This window comes from Flavobacterium chungbukense, assembly GCF_020805785.1.
Lineage (GTDB): Bacteria > Bacteroidota > Bacteroidia > Flavobacteriales > Flavobacteriaceae > Flavobacterium > Flavobacterium chungbukense.
Window position 1 is genome coordinate 460,516 of sequence record NZ_JAJGZV010000002.1, and the last position, 26,075, is coordinate 486,590.

General features: G+C 34.0%; 16 protein-coding genes. 3 read left to right on the forward strand and 13 right to left on the reverse strand.

The annotated features are described in order from the left end of the window. Window positions 1–6 precede the first annotated feature (6 nt). From LL966_RS07260 to LL966_RS07270, 3 genes are all read right to left on the reverse strand, one after another. Complete coding sequence (locus tag LL966_RS07260) at window positions 7–801, reverse strand: outer membrane protein assembly factor BamD (RefSeq protein WP_229351748.1); 795 nt, start codon at window positions 799–801, stop codon at window positions 7–9. A 135-nt stretch (window positions 802–936) separates the two neighbouring features. Continuing rightward, complete coding sequence (dapA, locus tag LL966_RS07265) at window positions 937–1,818, reverse strand: 4-hydroxy-tetrahydrodipicolinate synthase (RefSeq protein ID WP_229351750.1); 882 nt, start codon at window positions 1,816–1,818, stop codon at window positions 937–939. A 14-nt stretch (window positions 1,819–1,832) separates the two neighbouring features. Next, on the reverse strand, window positions 1,833–2,345 hold the full coding sequence (locus tag LL966_RS07270) for a DUF6913 domain-containing protein (protein ID WP_229351751.1): 513 nt from the start codon (window positions 2,343–2,345) through the stop codon (window positions 1,833–1,835). 47 nt (window positions 2,346–2,392) lie between these two features. Here LL966_RS07270 and LL966_RS07275 point away from each other — a divergent pair, with 47 nt between their 5' ends. Then, a complete protein-coding gene (locus tag LL966_RS07275; RefSeq protein WP_229351753.1) occupies window positions 2,393–3,172 on the forward strand; it encodes a 5'-nucleotidase C-terminal domain-containing protein in 780 nt (259 codons plus the stop codon). Window positions 3,173–3,304: 132 nt separating this feature from the next. After that, the gene (locus LL966_RS07280; protein ID WP_229351755.1) at window positions 3,305–4,216 is read left to right on the forward strand and encodes a bifunctional metallophosphatase/5'-nucleotidase; all 912 of its coding nucleotides are present in this window, start codon (window positions 3,305–3,307) and stop codon (window positions 4,214–4,216) included. Here LL966_RS07280 and LL966_RS07285 read toward each other — a convergent pair. From LL966_RS07285 to rpsF, 9 genes are all read right to left on the reverse strand, one after another. Then, the gene (locus tag LL966_RS07285; protein ID WP_229351757.1) at window positions 4,203–4,886 is read right to left on the reverse strand and encodes a hypothetical protein; all 684 of its coding nucleotides are present in this window, start codon (window positions 4,884–4,886) and stop codon (window positions 4,203–4,205) included. The genes LL966_RS07280 and LL966_RS07285 overlap by 14 nt on opposite strands. Next, a complete protein-coding gene (ligA, locus tag LL966_RS07290) occupies window positions 4,873–6,879 on the reverse strand; it encodes an NAD-dependent DNA ligase LigA (RefSeq protein ID WP_229351759.1) in 2,007 nt (668 codons plus the stop codon). Before ligA ends, LL966_RS07285 begins: the two co-directional genes overlap by 14 nt. Before the next feature lie 243 nt (window positions 6,880–7,122). Then, the gene (locus LL966_RS07295; RefSeq protein ID WP_229351761.1) at window positions 7,123–9,060 is read right to left on the reverse strand and encodes an OmpA family protein; all 1,938 of its coding nucleotides are present in this window, start codon (window positions 9,058–9,060) and stop codon (window positions 7,123–7,125) included. An 11-nt stretch (window positions 9,061–9,071) separates the two neighbouring features. Next, complete coding sequence (locus LL966_RS07300; RefSeq protein WP_229351764.1) at window positions 9,072–10,004, reverse strand: PorP/SprF family type IX secretion system membrane protein; 933 nt, start codon at window positions 10,002–10,004, stop codon at window positions 9,072–9,074. 43 nt (window positions 10,005–10,047) lie between these two features. After that, the gene (locus LL966_RS07305) at window positions 10,048–19,767 is read right to left on the reverse strand and encodes an Ig-like domain-containing protein (RefSeq protein WP_229351766.1); all 9,720 of its coding nucleotides are present in this window, start codon (window positions 19,765–19,767) and stop codon (window positions 10,048–10,050) included. 1,202 nt (window positions 19,768–20,969) lie between these two features. After that, window positions 20,970–21,443 carry a DUF6495 family protein gene (locus LL966_RS07310; RefSeq protein WP_229351768.1) on the reverse strand — a complete coding sequence of 158 codons (474 nt, stop codon included), beginning with the start codon at window positions 21,441–21,443 and terminating at the stop codon, window positions 20,970–20,972. A gap of 146 nt (window positions 21,444–21,589) precedes the next feature. Further along, window positions 21,590–22,030, reverse strand: coding sequence for a 50S ribosomal protein L9 (gene rplI, locus LL966_RS07315; RefSeq protein WP_229351770.1), 441 nt, complete (start codon window positions 22,028–22,030; stop codon window positions 21,590–21,592). 69 nt (window positions 22,031–22,099) lie between these two features. Further along, complete coding sequence (gene rpsR / locus LL966_RS07320) at window positions 22,100–22,396, reverse strand: 30S ribosomal protein S18 (protein WP_002987043.1); 297 nt, start codon at window positions 22,394–22,396, stop codon at window positions 22,100–22,102. 5 nt (window positions 22,397–22,401) lie between these two features. Beyond that, on the reverse strand, window positions 22,402–22,743 hold the full coding sequence (gene rpsF / locus LL966_RS07325; protein ID WP_007810575.1) for a 30S ribosomal protein S6: 342 nt from the start codon (window positions 22,741–22,743) through the stop codon (window positions 22,402–22,404). Window positions 22,744–22,920: 177 nt separating this feature from the next. On the opposite strand from rpsF, the gene LL966_RS07330 reads away from it, so the two are divergent. Further along, complete coding sequence (locus LL966_RS07330) at window positions 22,921–23,619, forward strand: LytR/AlgR family response regulator transcription factor (RefSeq protein WP_184163564.1); 699 nt, start codon at window positions 22,921–22,923, stop codon at window positions 23,617–23,619. Between the two features lie 4 nt (window positions 23,620–23,623). On the opposite strand, the gene priA is transcribed toward LL966_RS07330, so the two are convergent. Then, window positions 23,624–26,074 carry a replication restart helicase PriA gene (priA, locus tag LL966_RS07335; RefSeq protein ID WP_229351773.1) on the reverse strand — a complete coding sequence of 817 codons (2,451 nt, stop codon included), beginning with the start codon at window positions 26,072–26,074 and terminating at the stop codon, window positions 23,624–23,626. Window position 26,075: the final 1 nt, after the last annotated feature.

Consider the following 26,075-nt stretch of genomic DNA (forward strand, 5'->3'; position numbering starts at 1 on the left):
TTTATTTTATTTAGTAAATTTTTGTAAATCTGTTTCAACTCTAGCGTTCATTTCGTCCGCTTTAACTTTGTATTTGGTATCGCTTTTAAACTTAATTAAGTTACTGTAAGCTACTTTGGCAACATTTAAACGTTCTTGCATTTTAGAAGGTACACTGTTAATTGCCAATTGATATGCCGAATCATATTTGTAGAACAGGGCATCTTCTTTAAAAGGTGTTCCAGGAAAATCAGCTATAAAGTTATCAAAAGCAATCAAAGCCGATTTATAATCTGAAATTGTATTGTAACCTTTAGCATTTTCGTATGCTTTTTTCTCTATTTTCCCATTCAGTCTTTGCACAGCCTCATTTGCTTGAGCAATGTATTCTGAATTAGGATAATTATCGATAAAAGCTTGTAATTTATCTAAAGCTTTTACTGTATCTGACTGATCTAAACTATAAACTGGCGCTAGTTTTGAATAACTGTAAGCCCCTAAGAAAGCTGCTTCCTGTACTTTTTCACTTCTTGGATAACCAGAAACAAAAGCTTCAAACTGATAACCAGCAAGATAATATTGTTTTGTCTTGTAATAAGACTGAGAAAACATGTAAAATAGCTTTTCTGCTTGAGGTTTTCCTCTGTAGGATGTAGCTAATTGCTCGAAAAGACGAATCGCTTTTGAATATTTTCCGGCATCATACATTTTTGTTGCCATTTCAAACTTTGCTGCAACATCTTCATTTTTCAACGCTTTTTGATATTCTCCACAAGAACAAAAAAGAGTTACAACAATTAATAGCGATACTATTTTTTTCATTTTCTAATTATTATTACGATTTCAGACAATTATGCCAAAGCAAAATAACACCGAATAATCGGTGGCAAATTTAGTTATTAATTTAGCTACTGCAAAATAATTTTTTAGTATCTTAAAATACTAACACTTTAACAATTATTTAATGCTATTTTTTACGAAATCATTTAGTCTTTCTGCTAGAGATTCATCTACAGAAACTAACGGAAGACGAACGGTATTATCAGCAATACCAAGCGCTTGGAAGATTTGTTTGATTCCGGCTGGATTTCCCTGCTCAAAAATCATATCAATACTGTCAGACAATAAATAATGCGTTTTGTAGGCATCTGCAACTTTTTTATTCAATCCTAAACGAATCATTTCTGAAAATTCTTTTGGAAAACCTTGTCCAATTACAGAAATAACTCCTGCTCCACCTGCCAAAACGATTGGAAGTGCCAGCATATCATCTCCAGAAATGACAAGAAAATCTTTTGGAGCATTTTTAATAATCTGCATAGCTTGAGCCATATCTCCTGCTGCTTCTTTTATTGCAACAACATTCTCAAAATCATTAGCCAAACGAATTACCGTCGAAGGAAGCATGTTACTAGATGTTCTTCCTGGTACATTATATAAGATTACTGGAATCGGAGATGCTTCAGCAATAGCTTTAAAATGCTGATAGATTCCTTCTTGTGTTGGTTTATTATAATAAGGCGAAACAGATAAAATTGCTTCAAAAGCAGAAAAATCTCTAGTTTTCAATTCTTCAACAATCTGCATAGTATTATTTCCTCCAACTCCTAAAACTAGAGGCAATCTTCCTTTGTTCACATCGATTACAGTCTTTATAACCAATTCTTTCTCTTCTGTTGTTAAAGTTGCATTTTCTGCAGTTGTTCCCATAACAACCAGATACTCTACTCCTCCATCTATAGAAAAGTTTACAATTCGATGTAAAGCTTCAATGTCAACTGAAAAATCTTTTTTAAATGGAGTTACCAAAGCAACACCAGTTCCTATTAATGATTGCATATTTTAATTATAATTTATTTTATATTTTTTAAATACCTAAACAGTTCTGAAACAAACAGTTTATAGTTCTCTAATTCCGTATTAATCATCAAACGATTTAATCTGCTGTCCACATTAGAAAAACCGATTTTAAATTTAGCTTTTGATTTATTTGTTATTAGCATTAAAAAGATATTTTCAACATCATAATAACTCAACAAAATATCAAACTCTGAAATTACAAATTCACTTAAAAAATCTTCCGTTATTTCTGCCTTCCAATTAATGTGTTTTTTACCAAAAGTAGGTCGTAAATAAGTTTCTTTTTCTTTTATTTTACCTTTGTAGGCAACAACTTTTATGTTTTCTGAAGCAATCCCGTGAAGCGTTAATTCTTTTATTAAAGCTTCTGAATGTACAAAATTGCTTTCATCTATCAATAAACCAATTGTTTGAACGTTTTTAGAAAAGACTTTGTTATTATCGTTACTTAAGTTATTTTTTAATGATTTTTTTACAAAAAACTCCTTTATATAATTCAAAAACATAGTACTTTTACCAGATTACAAAATTAATTATTTAAGTTGCATTTAAAATGGTAAAACTAAAAAAGTATAACGGATTTTTAAAACTTTTTGTTATATTCTTAACACTTTTTTCAATCTCTTCGTGTGGAACGAAAAATTATAATTTAACTAAAATTGAAGGCAAACAGCTTCCAGTTACTGAAAAAGCTTCGGAAACACCAGAAATTGAAAGCTTTATAAAACCTTATCGAGATCATATCAATCAGGATTTAGATAATGTTTTGGCTTTTTGTCCTGAAACACTAGACAAAAGCACTGGGAAATGGCAAACTAGTATTGGCAGCTTACTTGCTGATGTTTGCCTACAAAGAGGAAATACGGTTTTTAAAGCTCGTGAAAAGAAAGATATTGATTTATGCCTTTTAAATCATGGTGGTATCCGTGCTATTCTTCCTAAAGGAAATGTAACTACAAGAACTGCCTTTGAAATTATGCCTTTTGAAAACAATTTAGTAGTACTTGCACTAAAAGGAGAACAAATTAAAGATATAGCTGCTTATATAATAAAGGAGAAAAAACCTCAGCCATTATCTGGAATGACTTTTACGATTACCAAACAAAATACTGCAAAAGATATTCAGATTCAAGGAAAACCGCTTGATATTAATAAAACGTATTATGTCGCTACAAATGATTATTTAGCAAATGGTGGAGACAGCATGAATTTCTTTGCAAAAAGTACGGAGAAATTTGATCTAAACTATAAACTTAGAAATGTATTGATTGATTATTTTAAAGAAGTAGACACTGTTCTGGCTCCTAAAAATATCAGAATCTCTGAAGAATAAAAAGTCTGCCACGAATTACACAAATTTGCACAAATTTTAAAATTATTTTGAAAAATCAATTAGTGTTAATTCGTAAAATTAGTGGCAAAAAATATTAAAAACGACATAGCTTTTGGCTAAAAAAAATATAAAATGAAAAGAAGAGAGTTTATAGAAAAAACAGCAGCAAGTACTGTCCTACTAAGTTTAGGATTGTCTTTGAGCAGTTTTGAAACTAACGATATTAAGCATTTAACTATTCTACATACTAACGATGTGCACAGCCATATCGATCCTTTTCCTGCTGATGATCCGCGTAATCCGAACAAAGGTGGCGTGTCTCGTCGTGCGGCATTAATTGAAACTATTCGTAAAGAAAACCCGAATTTACTTTTGTTAGATGCAGGAGATATTTTTCAGGGAACTCCTTATTTTAATTATTACGGAGGCGAACTGGAGTTTAAATTGATGAGTATGATGAAATATGATGCTTCAACAATTGGAAATCATGATTTTGACAATGGTCTAGACGGATTGTATGCACAGCTTCCGCACGCTAGTTTTGATTTTATCAATTCGAACTATGACTTTAAAAACACCATTATGGATGGTCATGTTAAACCCTATAAAATCTTCAACAAAAACGGAATTAAAGTTGGTGTTTTTGGTGTTGGAATTGAATTAGCTGGTTTAGTAGATAAAAAACTATATCTGGAAACGGTTTACAATGATCCTGTAGAAGTGGCTCAAGACATGACGAAGCTTCTAAAACACGAACAAAAATGTGATTTAGTAGTCTGTCTATCGCATATCGGATACAATTATAAAGATGACGCTGACAAAATATCTGATTTAAAATTTGCAGCACAAACCCAAGATATCGATCTGATTATTGGAGGACACACACATACTTTCTTAGATAAACCAACTATTGTAAAAAATAAAGCTGGAAAAGATGTTTTGGTTAATCAAGTAGGTTGTTATGGAATTAATTTAGGGCGAATTGACTTCTACTTCGATAAAGACAAAGCTCATACTAACCAAAGTGCTTCTATTGTTGTATAGGTTTGTTCTGAATTCTGGTCTTTTCTAAAAAGTATTCTACCATAAAATAATACGCTAGAATTTGAGTAACATCTCGTATTAAAACTAAAACAATAGAATAAGAGAAATATTCATTGAAAATATAAAATATATCTGAAAATATATAGCTTACAGCCATTAGGGACATTAATAAAGTAATATGTGTCCCTTTTATGATGTAACTTACAAAACAGAAATAACTCATTGCACTGAGTATAATTCCGTACAAAATATAAATAAAATTAAATCTATTTAAGCTGTCCAGTTTTATACTTAAAACAGAAACCAGTAGATAGACAATAAAAACTACCACAATCGAAATTGGCAGGACATCTCTTTTTGTTAACTGTATTCTCTCATGTTCTCTAATAAAAATCAATACAATCAGCATATAAACAATTAGAAAACTGATTACACCTCCTAATTCAATATCCATTAAATCGAAAACCTGTCCAACAAAACAAGAGAGGAAAATAGCTCCTTCTGTTTTTCTAATTTGGAATTCGCTGCTTATTAAAAAATAAATAAAAATAGCCGGAAGAATAATTGCTTTGGCATACGTCGCAAAGACGTCTTGCTGTGTCCAGTCAAAAAGAATGGTACACAACAATGCCAGAAAAAACAAAATTAATGACGGCTTATTCGGTTTCATTTAGTTTGTTTAAAAAATCATCTTCTGATAATATCGGAATATTTAGCTTTGTCGCCTTTTCCAATTTAGCAGGTCCCATATTATCACCTGCAACAACAAAATCTGTTTTTGCAGAAATAGAGCTTCCTACTTTGCCTCCATTGTCTTCAATGGTTTTCTTCAATTCATCTCTTGAAAATTGACTAAAAACACCCGAAACTACAAATGTTTTTCCAACAAATTTTTCTGTAGCGTTTGGATTTATTTTTTCTTCAATTTCAAATTGTATTCCGTAATTTTTTAAACGTTCAATAATCTTCTGATTTTCTTCGTTTTCAAAGAATTCAATGACACTTTTTGCTATTCTCTCTCCAATTTCATCAACCAAAATCAAATCCATTAAAGAAGCTTTACTTAATGCATCAATATTTTTATAATGTTTGGCTAATTTCTTAGCCACGGTTTCACCAACAAAACGAATTCCAAGCGCAAACAACACACTTTCAAACGGAATTTCTTTAGATTTCTCTACTCCATTTACTAAGTTTTCAGCCGATTTCTTAGCCATTCTTTCTAAATGCAGTATATCTTCAACTTTCAGTTCATAAAGATCAGCATAATTATGTACTAAATTGTTTTTAAAAAGTAAAGCTACGGTTTCTCCTCCAAGTCCTTCAATATCCATTGCTTTTCTTGAAATATAATGTTGCACTCTCCCTATAATCTGCGGAGGACATCCGTAAAAATTAGGGCAGTAATGATTGGCTTCACCAACATTTCTAACCAATTCGGTGTGGCATTCTGGACAATATGATATATAATGTGTTTTTTCTGAATTTTCAGGACGTTTTTCTAGATCTACAGCAATGATTTTTGGAATAATTTCTCCTCCTTTTTCAACAAATACAGTATCGTTTATTCTGATATCCAGTTTATCGATCTGATCCGCATTATGCAGAGAAGCTCTCTTTACAATAGTTCCAGCAAGCTGTACAGGTTCTAAGTTAGCAACTGGTGTAATAGCTCCCGTTCTTCCAACTTGATACGAAATTGATTTTAATTTTGTTGAAACCTGTTCCGATTTGAATTTATAAGCCATCGCCCAACGAGGAGATTTTGCTGTATACCCCAATTCTTCCTGATGCTGAATGCTATTTACTTTGATTACAACGCCATCTGTTTCGTAAGGTAAATTATGACGGTGAACATCCCAATAATCTATAAAGTCAAAAACTTCATGCATGTTATTGACCAATTTTGCTTCTTTTGGAACTTTAAAACCCCAGCTTCTTGCCGATTCTAATCCTTCGAATTGTGAAGAAAATGGCAGATTATTTCCAGTAACAAAATACAATAAACATTCTAAAGGTCGTTTGGCAACCTCAGCGCTGTCTTGCAGTTTTAAACTTCCTGAAGCTGTATTTCTTGGATTTGAATAAGGAGTTTCTCCAATTTCAATTAATTCCTGATTCATTTTCTCGAATCCAGCAAATGGAAGAATTATTTCTCCACGAATATCAAATTTATCAGGATAATTTCCTTTTAAATGTAAAGGAATTGATTTTATCGTTTTAATATTATTTGTTACCTCATCTCCTTGAAAACCGTCTCCACGCGTTAAAGCTTGAACTAGTTTTCCGTTTTCATAAGTAATACTAATGGAAGCACCATCGTATTTTAACTCGCAGGTATATTGCAAATTAACATTTCCTAATACTTTTTGAATACGGTTTTCCCAATCAAGAAGATCTTCTTTAGAATACGAATTGTCTAAAGAATACATTCTATATTGATGTGCTACTGTCTTAAAATTTTTGGTAATTGCACCGCCAACTCTTTGTGTTGGTGAATTTTCATCAAAAAATTCGGGATGTTTGTTTTCTAAATCTTGAAGCTCTTTTAGTTTACTATCAAAATCATAATCTGAAATTGTGGCATTATCTAACACATAATAATTATAATTGTGTTGATTAAGTTCATTTCTAAGGTTTTGAATGGTCTCTTGAACGCTCATAAATTTTGAAAATATTGTAGATTATAAATATGAAAAACTATATATCAAAATTAGAATTTATTTTGTTAGAAAGCACAAAAAACAAAAGTTTTAAAAAATCAAAAATCAGACTGCAAATTCATGCAGTCTGATTTTCTCCTTGTCCATTATTCTTAAAAAAGAATTAATAAAACCAACTTCCAAATGGTTTCGGCGTTTTATATTTTTCATTGATAATCAAAGATTTACAACGCAAATATAGAACTATTTTTGAATAATGATAAAATCGGAACGTCTATTTAAAACGTGTTCCTCTTCTGTACACTTTACTCCATTTTTACATTTATTAATCAAGCGAGTTTCGCCGTAACCAATTGCGCTTTCAATTCTAGAAGCATCAATACCTTGTGAAAGGATATAATCTCTTGTTGATTTTGCTCTGTTGTCTGAAAGTTTCAAATTATAAGCATCTTTTCCGCGTGAATCTGTATGAGATTCAATTTTGATTCTAATGTTTGGAAATTTCTGCATAATAAACACAACTTTAGATAATTCTTCTATAGCTTTTGGTGTAATGTCAAATTTATCGTAGTCAAAGTAAATTGGGTTTACATCTACTTTTTCAACTCCTTTTTTCTTCACAACCAAATCGTCATAGTTACTCAATTCAAAGTTTACATCTTTTATTTCTCCGCCATTGTTTCCTGTTGTTTCTACCGTTTTATCGTCACTGCTATAATTTGGTTTAGCCGCAATCATTTTAACAACTTTATTACAGGGAACTTCTATAGCATATTTACCCTCAAAGTTAGTTTTGGTTTCGCCCAAAATCTCACTAAATGAGTTGTAAGCCATAATGGTTACGTCTGCGATTGGCTTCTTGCTTTTATGATCAATTGCCATTCCAGAAATACTCTGGTTACAGACTGGTTTTCCTTTTACGAAAGAATAAATATCATCGTCGCCTTTTCCTCCGGCTCTATTAGAAGACAAATACCCATAAGTGCCTGCTCTGTCAATTATAAAAGAAAAATCATCTTTATTGCTGTTTACAGGCGCACCGAGATTTCTTGGTGTTGTAAAATTTCCATTTGCTAGAAATTTACTTTCGTAAACATCTAGATCTCCGTAGCCGTAATGCCCATCAGAAGAAAAGTACAAAACTCCGTTTTGGAAAAATGGAAATACTTCATTACCGATTGTATTAATACTTGGTCCTAAATTGGTTGGTGAACTCATTGTTCCATCACCTGAAATTTTGACCACATACAAATCTGTTTCTCCATAACCTCCTGGCATATCTGACGCAAAAAACAACCATTGTCCATCTTCACTTAAAGCTGGATGTCCTACCGAATATTCTTCACTATCAAAGAAAACTTTTTGTGGATTTTCTAGTTTGTTATCTACAATTGATCCTTTTATAATTTGGAAATTATTGATTCTTGCTTCATCAATAACCAGCTTATTTTTCTTTACAATGTTAGTAGAATAATAAATGGTTTTTCCCTGACTATCAAAACTTGCAGTTGCTTCATGATACTTCGTCATTACATTTGGCAGAAAAACCGTTTCGTTAAACAAACTGCCATCTGCTGGATTTCTTTCTGCAAAATACAAGTTTAGAAATGGCTGATTGTTCCAAGTATATAATTTTTCGCTAAACTTGGTTGTATCACGAGCTGATGTAAAGACAATATTATCTTTGAAAAAAGTAGCTCCAAAATCTGATTTACTAGTATTAATATCTAAATTTTTAATGGTGTAAAGCGGTTTAGTTTTCGCTACGCTGTCCATATATTTCTTTTGATCAACGTATCGGTTAATTTCTGCTTTATCTCCTTTTTTATTCAGATACTCTTTTGTGATTTTATCTGCTTCATCATAATCCATAACGGCTTTCATCGATTGGATATAACGCAAATAATAAATATCTGTCAGATTGCTTCCTTGAGCTTCATACAGTTTTCTGTACCATTTAAGTGCATTTCTAGAATCAGAAATAAAATAATACGAATCTGCTGCATTTTTCAAAGTCTGAGTTGAAGGATCTTTGATGTTTTGTAAAATTTCCTCATACGCTTTAGAAGCATCTAAGTAGGCAAAATCTCTAAACAAAGCATCAGCTTTCTTCAAGTTAGTTTTTTGAGCGAAACTAAACGTAACGCTCAAAATTAAACATAGGATATATAGTTTTCTCATAAGTTTTATTTTTAGAAGAATCGAGGAGATTTAATTTTGCTTTGTTTTTGCACAAATTGATAACGCAAGATGATTTCGTGTGAACCATCATTGTATTTATTCAATTGACTTACGGTATAATCAAAAGCATATCCGAGATAAAAACTTGGTGAAATTTGAAAACCTGCCAGTATACTAACAGAATCATCTGTTCGATACGATCCTCCTATGACAAACTTTTCTTGAATCATGAAATTTGCCGATACATCTGCTGTAATTGGTGCCCCGCTTACTGCTTTTACTAAAAATGCTGGTTTAAATTTCAAATTTGGATTCAAATCGAAAACATAACCTCCCATTAAATAATAATGCAAACGATCATAATCTATTGATTCTTGAACATCATCATAATAATTGCTTCTCATAAAACTAGGAACAGAAAGTCCTACATACCACTTATCCGTGTAGTAATAAATTCCGGCTCCAACTGCTAACTTGATTTGATTGTTAATATTCTGATTTAACAAAACATCATCGCTGTCGTAATATCTTCCTTTAGACCAATCGATATTTAGCATTCTTGCTCCTGCTTTCAAACCGAAAGCAAGTCTTTTTTCATATCCTAAAGGAATTGAATAAGCAAAATTTCCATCGAAGTATAGTTCATCAGAAGGACCAATTTTATCGTTAACAACACTTAAACCTAATCCTAAATTCTCATTTCTAAGAGGAGAATGAATAGAGAATGACTGAGTTTGCGGTGCTCCAGAAATTCCGACCCATTGTGAACGATACAAAAGAGCTGCTTCTGTTGCGCCAGTAGACCCAGCATACGCTGGATTTACTGACATAGTATTGTACATATACTGAGTATATTGAGGTTCTTGCTGTGCTGTCGCACAAACCGTGATAAAAGAACATATTAAAATGAAATACGTTTCTAATGATTTTATATATAGTTTCATAACGATACTTATTTAGTTAATTAATTTGATTAATAGAAGTCGCTTATCTCATAATAGACAACCAGCCTTTTTTAACCGTTCCATCTCCAATGGTTATCACATAAAAATAAGTACCTGTTGGCAGCATATCTCCTCTATTAACAACTCCAGATACATTTGCAGTTCCGTCCCAATCATTTTCATAATGCACTTTACTGTACACTAATGCTCCGTATCTGTTAAATACTTTCAATTCGTTGTTTGGATGTGTTTCGATACAATCAATTCTGAATAAATCATTTTTACCATCATTGTTTGGCGTAAACTCATTGTAAACTGTTAAACAAATTGGTTCTAATGTTACAGAAGCTGAATTATTTGATGCATCAACATCCAAAGGAGTCGAAGTCTCTACAGTTGCTGTACTTGTATAAGTACCGCCTGGCAACACTTCTGCCACAATTGTAAGTACTACACTTTGACCTGCATTTAATCTTGGTATCGTCCAAAGTTGTGTTGTAGGATCGTAAACTCCTGTCGTTGCAGAAGAACTTACCAATTCTAAACCACTAGGAATTAGATTACTTACAATTGTATTGATGAAATCACCTTCACCAACATTATTTACTGTTATAGTAAATGTTACTTGCTCGCCAAAATTTGGAGTCGGATTATCAACTGTGTTTGTGATCGTTAAATCTGAACAACTTGATACACTAACATTCAAAGTTTTGATTGTTCTTTCATCACAAGTATTTACATAAGCCACTGTTACTGTTCCAGGTCCAATATCTGACCAAGAAACGGTTACAGAACCATCTGCTGTAGAACCCCCTGAAACTATTGTTCCTCCAACAATTGTCCATAGATAATTAGATTTTCCATTAGCAATTGAATAAGTTACACCTTTGAAAACACATGGAGTATCATCTGTTGTTGTAATTTGATATGAAGCGTCATTTTCGAATAAAACTGTAATAGCCAATCTTGGTGCATTATCACAGCCGTTAGTTGTATTACTCAACGCAGCAGCATAATAAGTCGTTGCTGTAAGAGGCGTATTGGCTGGCAATGCTGTTCCGCCTGTTGCAGTTGCATAATACACTACATTTGCTTCATTCACTACAATATTAGCTAGTGTTGGCGCAGCATTTAAACAGAATGTCTGATTTGTTCTCGGTGTTGTCACTACACTTGGTGCATTTACATTTACCGTTACTGCTAATCTTACTGGATTTTCACATCCAACTGCACTAGAGACTGCACCATAATAGATACCAGTTGTAAGCGCTGTAGTTGCTGGAAGTACCGTTCCTCCTGTTGCTGTTCTGTACCAAACTACATTTGCTTCATTTACTTGAATATTAGCAACTGTTGGTGAATTTAAAGTACAGAAATTTTGAGTTGCATTTGCTGTTGTTGGAGTTCCTGTCGGATCAACAACCGTAACTGTAACTTGTAAACGAGTTGTACTTTCACAACCTGTTGTAGCGTCTACAATATTTCCGAAATAAATTCCAGAAGCTAGAGCCGTTCCTGCCGCAATTGGCGTTCCTCCTGTTGCAGAAGTGTACCAAGTTACATTGCTTTCATTTACTTGAATATTAGCAATTGTTGGCGAATTAGCTGAACAGAAAGTCTGAGCAGCATTATTTGTTGTTGGATTTATTGTATTTCCAACTGTTACTGCCACTTGCAATCTTACACTGCTTTCGCAACCTGTTACTGGATCTTTTATAGCTCCAAAATAAATTGCTGTAGTTAAAGTTGCTGTAGAAGCCAAAGCTGTACCACCAGTTTGCGTTGTAAACCAAATTACATTACTCTCATTTACTTGAATGTTTGCAACTGTTGGATTTGTTCCTGAACAGAAAGTTTGAGCAGCTGCAGTTGTAGTTGGTGTTGATGGATCTGTTACCGTTACATTTACAGTCAATCTAGTACTACTTTCACATCCTGTTGCAGGATCAGAAATTGCCGCAAAATATTGTCCTGTTGTTAATGCTGTTGTTGATGGAATTGGAGTTCCGCCTGTTGCAGCTGTATACCAAACAATATTACTTTGATTAGTCTGAATACTAGCGAATGTTGGTGCGTTAACCACACAGAAGTTTTGTGTTCCTGCTGTTGCCAATGTCGGTGTTCCCGGATCATTTACTATTACATTAACCGTTAATCTCGTAGCACTTTCACAGCCAGTTGCTGGATCAGAAATCGCCGCAAAATATTGTCCCGTTGTTAAAGCTGTCGTTGATGGAATTAAAGTTCCGCCTGTTGAAGCTGTATACCAAAATATATTTGCCTGATTAGTCTGAATGCTTGCAAATGTAGGAGCATCTTGCTGACAGAAGTTTTGTGTTCCTGCTGTTACCAAAGTCGGTGTTCCCGGATCATTTACAATTACATCAACTGTTAATCTTGTAGCGCTTGAACATCCAGTAGCTGGATCTAAAATTGCCGCAAAATATTGTCCTGTTGTTAAAGCTGTTGTAGAAGGAATTAAAGTCCCGCCTGTTGAAGCTGTATACCAAACTATATTACTTTCATTTGTCTGAATGCTTGCAAATGTCGGTGCATCTTCCTGACAGAAGTTTTGTGTTCCTGCAGTTACCAATGTCGGAGTTGCAGGATTGTTTACAATCACATCAACTGTTAATCTTGTAGCGCTTTCACAGCCTGTTGCTGGATCATAAATCGCTGCAAAATATTGTCCTGTTGTTAAAGCTGTTGTTGATGGAATTAAAGTCCCGCCTGTTGCAGCTGTATACCAAACTATATTACTTTCGTTAGTCTGAATGCTCGCAAATGTTGGAGCATTTTCAAGACAGAAGTTTTGCGTTCCTGCTGTTACCAATGTTGGTGTTGCAGGATTATTTACAATTACATCAACTGTTAATCTTGTAGCGCTTTCACATCCTGTTGCTGGATCTAAAATTGCTGCAAAATATTGTCCCGTTGTTAAAGCTGTAGTTGATGGAATTAAAGTTCCGCCTGTTGAAGCTGTATACCATACAATATTAGCCTGATTGGTCTGAATGCTTGCAAATGTAGGAGCATCTTCCTGACAGAAATTTTGCGTTCCTGTTGTTACCAATGTCGGAGTTCCTGGATCATTTACAATCACATCAACTGTTAATCTTGTAGCGCTTGCACAGCCTGTTGCTGGATCTAAAATCGCCGCAAAATATTGTCCTGTTGTTAAAGCTGTTGTCGAGGGAATTAAAGTTCCGCCTGTTGCAGCTGTATACCAAACTATATTACTTTCATTTGTCTGAATGCTTGCAAATGTCGGTGCATCTTCCTGACAGAAGTTTTGTGTTCCTGCTGTTACCAATGTTGGAGTTGCCGGATTGTTTACAATCACATCAACTGTTAATCTAACAGCACTTTCACATGTAGATGTCGGATCTGAAATCGCTGCAAAATATTGTCCTGTTGTTAAAGCTGTCGTTGATGGAATTAAAGTTCCGCCTGTTAAAGCCGTATACCATACAATATTAGGTTGATTTGTCTGAATACTTGCAAGAGTTGGTGCGTCTTCTAAACAGAAATTTTGTGTTCCTGCAGTTACCAATGTTGGTGTTCCTGGGTCATTAACTGTTACTGTAACAGCTAATCTCACACTACTTTCACAGCCAATCACTACATCTGTTGCTCCCGCATAATAAATTCCATTTACTAAAGGAGTTGTAGAAGCAAGTGGCAAGCCTCCTGTAGCTGTAGTATACCAAACAACATTTGTTTCATTTACTTGAATATTAGCAACTGTTGGTGCAGCAGACAAACAGAAATCTTGCGTATCATCTACAGTTGTTGGTGTGTTTGGATCGTTAATCAATATAACCGCATCTTGTAAGGTTCCAGCAAGATTTTCGCAGGTATTAGTGCTCGAAACCGCTACATAATACGTAATCGGACTCATAGCTTCTGTTAATCCTGTTGCTGTTAGTTCACCTGCCGCGTTTATGGTGTAAGTAACACCATTAATAACTGCTCCATTAGCAATTGGCTGTGTTTTATTAGCATCTAAATACCAAGTAAATACAGGACTTGTTAATGTCGGCGCAGTTGGAGTTAATGTTGCAGCTGCATCATGACAGACTGTAACGTCATCAACTAAAATATCATTTGCTGTTGAAGGAGGCAAGATTGTAAACGTAATTTGTTTTCTATCTGCAGCTGCAGTTAAACAAAATTGGTCTGAACTTACTCCAACATAATAAGTATAAGTTCCTGGAGCTAGTCCGTTTACTACTAATTGTGCTGTTGTTTCTCCTGCAATAAGCTGACTTGTAGTTCCGTCAAAACTATACCAAGAATAAATCGGATTTGTCAAAAGTGGTGTTCCGCTTAAACTTGTTGCTAAAGTTACTGATCCTGAAGCTGTACAAACAGATGTTGATGTTCCTCCATTCAAAGTAATATCTGTTAAAGCATTAACTGGAGCTGAAGCTTTTACTTCAACTGTAACTTCACCTCTTGCAAAGGTTTCACAGCCGTAACGTACTGGCTGTACATAATATTTATATATTCCTGCTGGTAAATTAGCTGGCAATGTATAAGAAATACCCGTAGATAACGAATTTCCACCAGTTTCAGCATCATACCAAATATAAGTAGAACAAGCGTCTTGAGGTATTTGAAGTGTTATGGTACTTCCTGGACAAACCGTTATTTTATTTTGTGGGTCGGCACCAATAACGGTTGTATTTGCTGTTCTTTCTACTGTATGAACTCTTAAGAAATCCAATACACCAACAACGCCACCTAAACGAATTCTAACTCTATCGTAGATTTCAGTTGGCGAAGATACTAATACCATTGCTAAAGAATTTCCTGGTAGTAATCTTATACTTAATAATGTACTTGTATTCTGAATTGGAGCTCCAACAGCAACATTACCTAAATAACGCTGAATTGTAAATCCAGTAAGCAAATTGACATCTAAAAGTGTTCCTGGTTTAGAAATGACAATTCTCAAAGTATCACTTACTATAGAAGGAGTTTTAAATTGCACTGTTAAGTCCGCTGAAGCTAATGCGCCAACTCCGCTGTACATAGTTGCAAAAGTCGTTACGTCATTATCAGCAATATTCCAAGCATCGCTCACTCCTACAGCAGCTGTAACAGCTCCCACAGGAAGACCTAAATCTGTTGCTCCGTAGAAAATATCCTGAATATCTCCAGGAGTACAAGCCACTGCTGTAACTTGTCTGTTATAATGAGCATCAAATACTTTTGTATTTTGAGCCACACTTAACAGTGAAGCAGATTGAATTCTGATTCCGTCGTAGTCTTGCGGACCTGAAGCATCTGAAGGTACAAAAGTGAATTCATACGTATTATCTCCTGAGACTAAATTCAATAATGAACCAGATACGGATTGCATTGCTCCAATATCAACTCCATTTTTTGTTCCAATTACTGATAAATTCTGACCAACAGCTAATAAGCTATATTCTGATCCTAATTTAACTGTAACAGGCGTTCCTTTTACGATGTTCGCTGGCCAAGTCAAACTCTGCCAAGTAGTACCAACTCCTAAAAGTCCGACTCCAGTTGTAATGGTTGAGAATGTTTGTGGATTTCCATCAACAGCATTTGCTCCATTAGTTACATTTCCTGTAAGTACTGATCCAAAAGTTTGTCCATTTGCATAAACACGTTCTGCTAATGATTGACAATTACTTAAATCAATTACATTGATCACTTTTGTTGCTGTTCTACTGCAAATTCCATCACTTGCAACAGCTGTGTATGTATAAACTCCCGGCGTATTTAAAGCTCCAGTTGTAAAAGTTGGTCCTGTTAAAGCATTTCCCTGTGGATCAAACCAAGTCACTGTCCCTGTTGAAGTTGCTGTTAAAGTCACATTCGTCCCTACATTTACAGATTCTTGAGGATTTGTTACCACTAAACTTGGCAAAGCGTTAATAACAACTGTTACGTTTTGTCTTACAGCAGGACAAGTATCACCAGTACCTTGAGCTTCAATTGCATATACACCACCTGTTGTAATATTGGCTGCTGCATCAGCAGTGATTACAACATTTGAAGGATTGTAAAAAGTATAGGTAGTATTTCCTGTAGAATCAAAATTCGTAATTGCATTTCTTAAATTAAAACTACCACAGCCTGGTGCTGGATTAGCATTTACAGTTAAAATAGTAGTTGACGGAAAATTAACCGTTACTTGTTTTAATGTGCCGTTTACATTTTCACAAGTTCCTCCATTTGAAACAGCAATAAAATAATTAAATGGCGATCCCGCTGCATTTAAACCTGCAATAGTCAAAGCTCCTGTTGTAGCATCTTTTGTAAAAGTTACTCCCGGCTGACCTACTACAGTAGTTCCAGTTAGAATTTCCTGAGTCTTATTTTGATCTGTATAATATCTAAATTGTGCACCAGCAATAGCTGTTGATGGATTTAAAACAACTCCACCCGCGCAGGTAGCTTCAGCAGAACTTGGAATTACAATATCTGCATCCGTTGGAATTGGCAATACGTTCACTGTGACTGCCTGACGAATACTGTTTTCACAAGTTCCTCTTGTTCCTTGTAAATAATATGTTGTTGAAGCACTTAAAGGAGCTGTCGGATTTACAGCTACTATATTTCCTCCTACCGCAGCATCATACCAAGTATATGTTTCTGTTCCTGTAGATGAGGCAGTTAATGAGGCAGTACCTCCAACACAAATTGGCGCTGTAGCTCCGATCCCAGAAATGGTAGCATTTGGATATCTGTATGACGCTTGGTAGATATATAAATTAGTTAATAAGTTAAGAAGACCTCCTAATCTAACTTCAACTCTATCAAATGGTGCAATTGCTCTAAAACTAGCTTTAAATTTATTTCCAGATAATAATTGAATACCAACTAAACTATTATTGCTAATAGCAGTTCTATCATTATTATAAGTAGTAGCTCCATTATATGTTGCAAGACTTACAGATCCTAGCAATGTTACATCTGCTAAACCACCTGGCAACTCTAAATCAACATCTATAATATCGCCAGTTTGTCCTGGATTTGCAAAAACAAGTGTTTGTTGAATATAACTTCCTACAACTCCAACTGGTATAGTCAATTGAGCATAAGTATTTATATTCCCGTCAACAGAATCATTATCATTTGTTGCACCACATAATACACAAGCAACACCAGAACTAAGTACAGTCGTCTGTGTTCCTGCTTGTAAACAAGTACTTGCATTTGCGATTACAGTAACAGTAATAGCCCCTCTTGCTGAATTAGCACATCCAGTTGCGGTATTAACAGCTTCCACATAATATGTTTTATTTGCCGTTAAAGCAGGATTTGGTGTGTAAGAAGTTGTATTAGTGGCTACAGAAGCTCCTCCCGTTGGCACATCAAACCAATTATAAGTAACTCCAGCAACCGGATTCTGAACTGATAATGTAACAGTTTGGTTAGATTGAATAATAACATTTGATGATGCAAATGTTGGTGTAGCTGGTACTGGACTAACCGTTAAATTTACCGCAGTACGAGTAGTTGATGTACAATCTCCAATAGCTGCTTCCACAAAATAACTTGTATTTACAGCTAATGCAGGAGTTGTAAATGAAGTACCCGTAAATACTAAATTACCTCCTGTTGCAGCATCATACCAATTATATACAGTACCAGTTACTGGCGCTTGAACAGTTAATGTAGTAGATTGTCCACTACAAATTGTTGTTGGCGGTACAGTAACCGTAGGTTGTACAGGATTAGTTATCAATATCTGAACTGGATTTCTTTCACTATTTACACAACCATTTCTTGTAACTTGCACATAATATGTTGTTGGTGCTGTTAAAGCTGGTGTTGTGAATGTTGCTGTAGAAGCCAATGGAGTTCCTCCGGTTGGTGCACTATACCAGCTTACAGTTTCACCAACTGCAAGTGCAGCTGTCACTGTAGCAGTTTGGCCACTACAAATTGTTGTGTTACCAGAAATAGTTGGCGCTTTAAATCTATAGGTTGCCTGATAAATATCAGCGTTAGTCAATACAGTTGCCAAACCTCCCAATCTAATTTCGACGCGGTCAAAATTTGCTCCAGCCGTAACGCTAGCTCTAAAACGATTACCGCTTAAAAGTTGCAACGTAACTAAAGAATTATTTATCGAAATTCTATCATTGTTATAAGTCGCACCATTATAAGTCGCTAAACTAACAACTCCTAATAATGAAACATCTGCTAAACCTCCAGGTAGTTCCATTTCGACATCTACAATATCTCCAGCTTTTCCAGGATTATTAAATTGTAATGTTTGCTGAACATAACCATTTATCAAACCGACTGGAACAGTAAGTCTTGTTGCAGTTGCTGGATTTCCATCAACAGCATTATTTGGATTGGTAGAACTACACAATAAACATAAACCATTTTGAACTATCTGCTGGCTTCCAGCCTCAAGACATCCAACTAATGCAGCTGCTTGAACTGTAACTAACACAGGAACTCTGGCAGCACTTACACAACTTCCGTTTGGACTTTGTGTCTCTACATAATAAGTTTTAGTAGCAGTCAAAATCGGAGTTGTAAAAGTTGCTGTGTTAGTTGCAACTGCTGTTCCTCCTGTAGGTACATCATACCAATTTAATTGTGCACCAACTTCAGAAGTTGAGGCGCTTAGAGTGGCATTTTGTCCAGATTGAATTGTAACACTTTGTGTTAAAACTGTTGGAGTAGCTGGAATTGCTGTTGAAACAACATTTACTTGAGTACGAGTCGGACTAATACAAGTTCCTATAACTCCTTCAACATAAAAAGAAGTAGTACCTAAGGGAACCGTTGGCGAGTATGTAGTTCCTGTTGCTAAGGCCGTTCCGCCCGTTGCTGTAGAATACCAAGAATATGTTGTTCCAGGAATAGCATTTACAAGTGACAAAGTTGTTTGCTGTGTTACTCCACTAGAACAAACTGTCGTTCCTGTATTACTAACTGCCGGAGCAACTGGATTAGAAACATTTAAAACAACAGGTACTCGAACATTTCCTTCGCATCCTGTTGTTCTTGAAATTCCTATATAATATGTAGTATTATTAGTCAATGCAGGAGTTGTAAAAGTATTTCCTGTTGCTAATGCAGCTGTAGAAGAATCAGAACCATACCACGCTATAGTAGTTCCTGCGGCTGGTGTTGCGGTAAGCGTAGCTGTAGATCCAGAACAAACTGTTTGTGTTAAACCTCCCGCAACAGTTGGTTGCGCATATTCTAAACGAACATCATAAATTCTAAGGACGGTTAATAAATTTACAAGCCCACCAACCTGAATTTGCACTTGATTCGCATCGCCTGTCAAAGTATACTTTGCCACCGCGACAGTGTTACCCGTAAGTAAATTCAAATTTAAAAGCGGACTATTTAAAGCCACACTCGAACCGACATTAGTTCCATTAAATTTAGTTTGAATCGAAGCATTCGACAACAAACTTACATCAAGAAGACCATTGCCAGTACCAAAATAAATAGCAATTTGATCTCCAGCTCTCGCCGTCTGACCTAAATTTAATGTCTCTTCAACAAAACAACCTACCCCGACCACGCTGGTTAGGGTTGCAAAAGTGCTTAAGCCTGCGCTATCATAAGCGTTGGCAGGACTATCAACATTTAATCCAACACACAGCAATCCACCTTGACTATTTGTTTCAGACGTAGGTCTACAAACAGTTTGTGAAAATGCATTACTGCATATTAGAAACAACGTTAAAAGCCCTAATAATCTCTTGTGTAGTTTGAGATTACAAAAAGTAAATTTTTTTTTCATAATTTGGAAGATTAGAAAATGGACAATAAAACACCTCTCGCAATAGGCATATATGCCTACGCAATTAAACAATCAATTAGAAATCATACAGTTAAAACAAAATATAAAAACCTAAAAACAAGTTTTTAAAATCGTTTCAGAAAAAAATTATGTTGAATTCGGTACATCGAAACATACCGTAGAACAAATCTTATCTCGACGAGATAAAATACATTCCGTTTTTTTGGAGGAAAAATGATTGTAGTCAGTTTTCCAAGAGGAGTGATTTGTTGCAGGTCTAATTTTCATAATGAAAATTTTTAGTTTAAGCAGAATTGGGGAATTCTCTTTATATAATTTAGACGAACATTTTTTAATGAAAGCTGATTAGTTCTTTCTTTGTTTTTTAGATTGATTAGTTTTCTAAAAAACCAAAATATTCTTTAATTCTTTTCATAGTAAAATCTTCCGTATTTAACAAACCCGTCGAAACGGAAATGATAAAAACAGAAAATTTGAAAATATAAACTTTGATAAAAATTCTAAATGCGAAGTATAACCTAATTTATCGTGATGACGAATTAAGCGTAAAATATAATTTAAAGCTAAAACGAAACAAGCAACTAAAGTAAATTTGATAAAGAAAGTAATTGTCAACTCCATAGACAGACTTATTAAGTTATTAGTGATTTTGAATTTCCAAAAATTTAAAATGACAAGATTTTATTCTAACGAAAAACATACTACATCATCTCATTTTTTGTCAAAACATAAAAGCCAAAACTTTGTTTAACTTTGGTATTCTAAAATTAAATAAAACAAAAACACAAAACAAGCATAAAATTCCTATAATTTATAATACCGTACCTACTTATAAGTTTTGTAGTCTTAAAAAACATCAGAAAAATCAACTACTTTAACAAAATTATGTTGCCATATATTTCTTAAACAAAAAATCGACGAAAATATGTTAAAAAATAAAAAAGAAAATAAATTCTTACAATTTTTAAAATATTTACTCAAAAACTATCCGCTTTAAGTACCAAGCAGTCGACGAACTGTTCAAAAGATCATGAATTCTAAAAAGATTGATAGATTAAAGATAAACACGTAGAAATACCTGCTCTTTTAAAGCAAAAAGTTTAAACAAAAGTTAAAAAAATAAAAAAAGCCAAACAATTATCGATTAATCGTTTGGCTTTTCAAAATGAGCATTTTACAATTTAAGACTCAATAATCGTATTTATTTGATTAAAAAGCTGACCATCACTTAAAAATGCTCCTTGTTTAATCAATTCAAAAATAGAAATATTCCTTTCTTCGGTAAATACTTTCTTTCCTACTTTCATTTCAATATGATCTGTAAACATATTATCACTTAACCATTGCAAACCGTCTTTAGTCAAAAAATCGGTTTCTGGAGAAAGTGATTTTAAAACTATAGACTGAATGTAAGTATCAAAACAATGGAACAAAAAGATATGGTTTTTAGAAAAATGTTCTAAATATTCTGCTCTAGACAATACACCTTCCCAAATCAAATCAGAAAAAACATCCAGCTCTTGCTCTGCTACTTCCGGTTTATTGATTTTGAGTTCATCCCATTCTTTTTTATCTATTGTCTGAGTTGCCAAAAAACTAGCAAATTCAGCATGTAATTCGTCAAACTGTTCTTTTGTTAATCTTGCGTATTTCATTTTTTTTTAGGCTTTACGCTGTACGCTGTAGACTTTAAGCAATATGCCGTAAACCTTCAATCATAAGTCTAATTATTAATATTGGTCTTGTATTAAACAAAAAAATCCCGATTTACATCGGGATTTTTGTATAGTATTTAAAACTATTACTTTTCAGCAACAATTTCGTATGGTAATTCAACGATTACATCTCTGTGTAAACGGATGCTTGCATTGTATTTTCCTGTACGTTTAACGATTCCGCTTGTGATGAATTTTCTATCGATAGCGTTACCTGATTTCTCTAATGCCTCAGCAATATCGATATTAGTAACAGAACCAAAAAGTTTTTCTCCACCAGCTTTAGCGCTGATTTTAATTTCAAGAGCTTTTAAAGTTTCAGCAGTTGCTTTTGCATCTGCAACAACTTTAGCTTCTTTGTGAGCTCTTTGTTTTAAGTTTTCAGCTAAAACTTTTTTAGCAGAAGGAGTAGCTAAAGAAGCGAATCCTTGAGGAATCAAAAAGTTACGACCGTAACCTGGTTTTACAGATACTACATCATCTTTAAATCCTAAGTTTTGTACGTCTTGTTTTAAAATAATTTCCATGTTGTTGTCCTTATATTTTAGAAGTTAGGTTCTGCTTAAACAGAAACCAGCGACTAGATTTTTTTTATACTATTTTAATAAATCGGCCACGTATGGCATTAAAGCTAAGTGACGTGCTCTTTTTACAGCTACAGAAACTTTTCTTTGGTATTTTAATGAAGTTCCAGTTAAACGACGAGGAAGAATTTTTCCTTGCTCATTTACGAATTTCAATAAGAAATCAGCATCTTTATAATCGATGTATTTGATTCCTGATTTTTTGAAACGGCAATACTTTTTAGTTTTGTTAGTTTCAATGTTTAAAGGCGTTAAATATCTGATATCTCCGTCTTTTTTTCCTTTTGCAGATTGCTCAATTGTAGACATAATAATTACGCTTTAGTAGATTTTAATTTAGCTCTTCTTCTCTCCGCCCATGAAATAGCATGTTTATCTAAACTTACAGTTAAGAAACGCATAACTCTTTCGTCACGTCTAAATTCAGTTTCAAAAGCAATTAGAACTTCTCCAGCTACTTTGAATTCGAATAAGTGGTAAAAACCACTTTTTTTGTTTTGGATTTCGTAAGCCATCTTTTTAAGACCCCAATCCTCTTTCGATACCATTTCAGCTCCTCTACTAGTAAGAAATTCTTCAAATTTCGTTACTGTTTCCTTCACCTGAACTTCAGACAAAACGGGATTTAAAATGAAAACAGTTTCATAATGATTCATAAATACAATATTTATTTGTTAAAATTGGGTGCAAAAGTAATCATTAATTTTAAATAACCAACATATTTCTTCTTTTATTCGTCATAATGCAAAAAATATACGTCGACCTTAGTTTTTTTTCCAAAAAAACCATTACTTTTACTATTGCTATCCTGAATTTATTCTAAATTTAAAGTTATGAAACTAAACTGTGTCGTTGTAGATGATAGTTCTATACAAAGGACGATTATTGCCAAGTTGGTAAATAATCATCCCGGATTGCATTTAATCGGAGATTTTTCTAATGCAATTGAAGCAAAAAGCTGTATTTCTTTAAATAATATCGACCTAATTTTTCTTGATATTGAAATGCCAGTTATAAATGGTTTTGATTTCCTGGACGGACTAAAATCTAAACCTCAGATTATATTCATTACTTCTAAAGCAGAATACGCTTTAAAAGCTTTTGATTATGATGCCACTGATTATCTGCAAAAACCTATTGCCGTAGATCGTTTTAATGCCTCTGTAAAAAGAGCAATTGATATGCACCTTCTTAAAAAAGATATCAAAGAAGAAGAAGGTGAACACATTTTCATCAAAAGTAATCTTAAAAAACTTAAAATCTTTACTTCTAAAATTAAATGGATTGAGGCTTTTGGTGATTACGTTAGAGTAGTTACAGAAGACGACAGTAATCTGGTTCTATCTACTATGAAGTCTTTTGAGAATGATTTATCAAAAGATAAATTTATTCGTGTACACAAATCATACATTATTAATATAGATAAGGTAGAACGCTTTAATAGTAAATTTGCAGAAATTGGTATTACCAAAATACCTTTAAGCCGTAATAAAAAAGAAGATTTAGTAAAAGCGCTTTCTACTCCTTCTTAAATAATTAATAGAAATCTACGTTCACGACAACTTTTATAGCTCTATATTGAGCAACAGCCTCAAAACTATTCAGCATTTTCTGAATAGTTTTTTTTGTGTTTGCTAAATGCAAGTTCTGCGGAATCTTAATTAAGATCGTTCTAATATATTCATTTCGGATTCTGCTTATTGCTGGCTCTTCCGGACCTAAGACTGGCATTCCTAAATTTTGGCTCAAAACCTGATACAGCCACATTGAACCTTCTTTCAATTTATCGTAATCTTTATGTTTTAAAGTCAGTTTGATAATCCTGAAATAAGGAGGGTATTTATAAATCTGCCTGTCATACAGCTGCTCCTTATACATACCTATATAATTATGGTTTGTAACTTGCTGAATGGTATTATGATTTGGATTGTAAGTCTGAATTACAACTTTTCCTTGTTTTTCAGATCTTCCGGCCCTTCCTGCAACTTGGGTCATCATTTGAAAACTTCGTTCAAAAGCTCTAAAATCTGGATGATGCAACATATTATCTGCATTCATTATTCCAACTAAACTAACATTATCAAAATCCAAACCTTTGGCTAGCATTTGTGTGCCTACCAAAATATCAATTTCTCTATTTTTAAATGTATCAATAATTTTCTCGAAACCGAATTTACCTCGAGTCGTATCCTGATCCATACGAGCTGTTTTTGCTTTTGGAAATAACGAAATCAATTCCTGCTCAATTTGTTCTGTACCAAAACCTTTCGTAGTTAAGTCTATACTAGAACAGCTGTGACAATTTGTAGGCTTTGCAATCGAATAACCGCAGTAATGACAACGAAGCTGATTTTTATGCTTGTGATATGTTAAGCTTACATCGCATTGCTGGCAATGAGGTACATGTCCACAGGTCATACATTCAATGATAGGCGAATATCCTCTTCTGTTTTGAAACAAAATCACTTGCTCACCTAAAGATAAAGCTTCAGCAATTTCTTCAATCAAAAGATCGCTAAAATGTCCTGTCATTCTTTTTCTAAAATGTTTGTCTTTCAAATCGACCAAAACAACTTCTGGCATTCGAACATTTTTATAACGTTGCGAAAGTGTAACTAAGCCATATTTACCAGCTTGAGCATTAAAATAAGTTTCAATACTTGGAGTTGCCGAACCCAATACCACTTTTGCATTATGAAAATTTGCCAAAACAATAGCAGCATCTCTCGCATGATATCTTGGCGCAGGATCTGTTTGTTTAAAAGTTTGTTCGTGCTCTTCATCTACAATTAACAATCCTAAATCATTAAAAGGCAAAAACAAGGCCGACCTCGCCCCTATTACAATTTGTGCTTTTTCAGAATTTTCAAGTGTTTGCTTCCAAACCTCCACCCTTTCATTATTACTGTATTTAGAATGAAAAACAGCTACTTTGTCTCCAAAATGAAGGCGCAAACGAGAAACTAATTGAGCTGTTAATGCAATTTCTGGCAACAGGTACAAAACTTGCCTGCCTGTTTGCAGATATTCTTCAATTAATTTAATATAAATTTCTGTTTTCCCACTAGAAGTTACACCATGAAGCAGACAAACTTCTTTTTCTAATAAACTGTTTTTTATTGAAGTAAAAGCAGTTTCCTGCGCTTCACTTAACTGAAGTTCTTTTTCTGATTTTTCTCCATTAAAAGTAACCCTGTCATGCTGTAAAAAATATTCTTCGAAGATTTCTTTTTCTATTAAAGCTTTTACCGTTGTTGAGGTAGAATTTGAAGCCTCAGTAAGTTTTTTAACTGTTATTGGCTTTTTCTCAGAAGCACTAAGCTGAAAATAAGTCAGAACAATTTCTTTTTGCTTATTCGCGCTTTTCAACACCTCTAGCAATTCCTGCAAACCATTATCAGATTCGTATTTAGAATGCAATTTGACATATCGAACTAATTTTGGCTTATAGCTTTCTTTGATTTCTTCTTCTAAAAAGATGACATCTCTGGCAATTAATTTTTGAAGAGTAGGAAGTATATTTTTTTTGTTTAAAATCGAAACTATCTCTTGTACTTTTAAAGAACTCTGATGATGCAGCGCCTCGTAAATTAAAAATTCGTCATCTGAAAGTTCACTATCATTAATTATCACATCTGGCTTATGCGATATAATAGTTTCACTTTCCAATAACAATCCGCTCGGAAAGGCACCGCGATACACATCACCTATTCCGCACATATAATAATTAGCAATCCAAAGCCAGTGCTTAATCTGGATTTCAGTTGCAATTGGTTTTTCATCTAATATTTGATGGATTTCTTTAGCTTCATATAATGTTGGCGCATTTTCATGAACATCCAAAACTAGAGCCGTGTATATTTTACTTTTTCCAAAAGGCACTGCAACGCGCATTCCTTTTTTAATGAAATGATATTCGGCCTCAGAAATACGATAGGTAAAAGTTTTTGCTAAGGAAAGCGGTAAAATAACTTCAATAAAAAACATG

What these genes read in the sequence shown, in the direction of transcription:
- LL966_RS07260 (WP_229351748.1), bottom strand. Translation starts at nt 801, where the DNA reads ATGAAAAAAATAGTATCGCTATTAATTGTTGTAACTCTTTTTTGTTCT.
- rplI (WP_229351770.1), bottom strand. Translation starts at nt 22,030, where the DNA reads ATGGAAATTATTTTAAAACAAGACGTACAAAACTTAGGATTTAAAGAT.
- LL966_RS07285 (WP_229351757.1), bottom strand. Translation starts at nt 4,886, where the DNA reads ATGAAACCGAATAAGCCGTCATTAATTTTGTTTTTTCTGGCATTGTTG.
- LL966_RS07280 (WP_229351755.1), top strand. Translation starts at nt 3,305, where the DNA reads ATGAAAAGAAGAGAGTTTATAGAAAAAACAGCAGCAAGTACTGTCCTA.
- LL966_RS07275 (WP_229351753.1), top strand. Translation starts at nt 2,393, where the DNA reads ATGGTAAAACTAAAAAAGTATAACGGATTTTTAAAACTTTTTGTTATA.
- LL966_RS07305 (WP_229351766.1), bottom strand. Translation starts at nt 19,767, where the DNA reads ATGAAAAAAAAATTTACTTTTTGTAATCTCAAACTACACAAGAGATTA.
- LL966_RS07310 (WP_229351768.1), bottom strand. Translation starts at nt 21,443, where the DNA reads ATGAAATACGCAAGATTAACAAAAGAACAGTTTGACGAATTACATGCT.
- LL966_RS07300 (WP_229351764.1), bottom strand. Translation starts at nt 10,004, where the DNA reads ATGAAACTATATATAAAATCATTAGAAACGTATTTCATTTTAATATGT.
- rpsF (WP_007810575.1), bottom strand. Translation starts at nt 22,743, where the DNA reads ATGAATCATTATGAAACTGTTTTCATTTTAAATCCCGTTTTGTCTGAA.
- LL966_RS07270 (WP_229351751.1), bottom strand. Translation starts at nt 2,345, where the DNA reads ATGTTTTTGAATTATATAAAGGAGTTTTTTGTAAAAAAATCATTAAAA.
- LL966_RS07295 (WP_229351761.1), bottom strand. Translation starts at nt 9,060, where the DNA reads ATGAGAAAACTATATATCCTATGTTTAATTTTGAGCGTTACGTTTAGT.
- ligA (WP_229351759.1), bottom strand. Translation starts at nt 6,879, where the DNA reads ATGAGCGTTCAAGAGACCATTCAAAACCTTAGAAATGAACTTAATCAA.
- LL966_RS07330 (WP_184163564.1), top strand. Translation starts at nt 22,921, where the DNA reads ATGAAACTAAACTGTGTCGTTGTAGATGATAGTTCTATACAAAGGACG.
- rpsR (WP_002987043.1), bottom strand. Translation starts at nt 22,396, where the DNA reads ATGTCTACAATTGAGCAATCTGCAAAAGGAAAAAAAGACGGAGATATC.
- dapA (WP_229351750.1), bottom strand. Translation starts at nt 1,818, where the DNA reads ATGCAATCATTAATAGGAACTGGTGTTGCTTTGGTAACTCCATTTAAA.
- priA (WP_229351773.1), bottom strand. Translation starts at nt 26,074, where the DNA reads ATGTTTTTTATTGAAGTTATTTTACCGCTTTCCTTAGCAAAAACTTTT.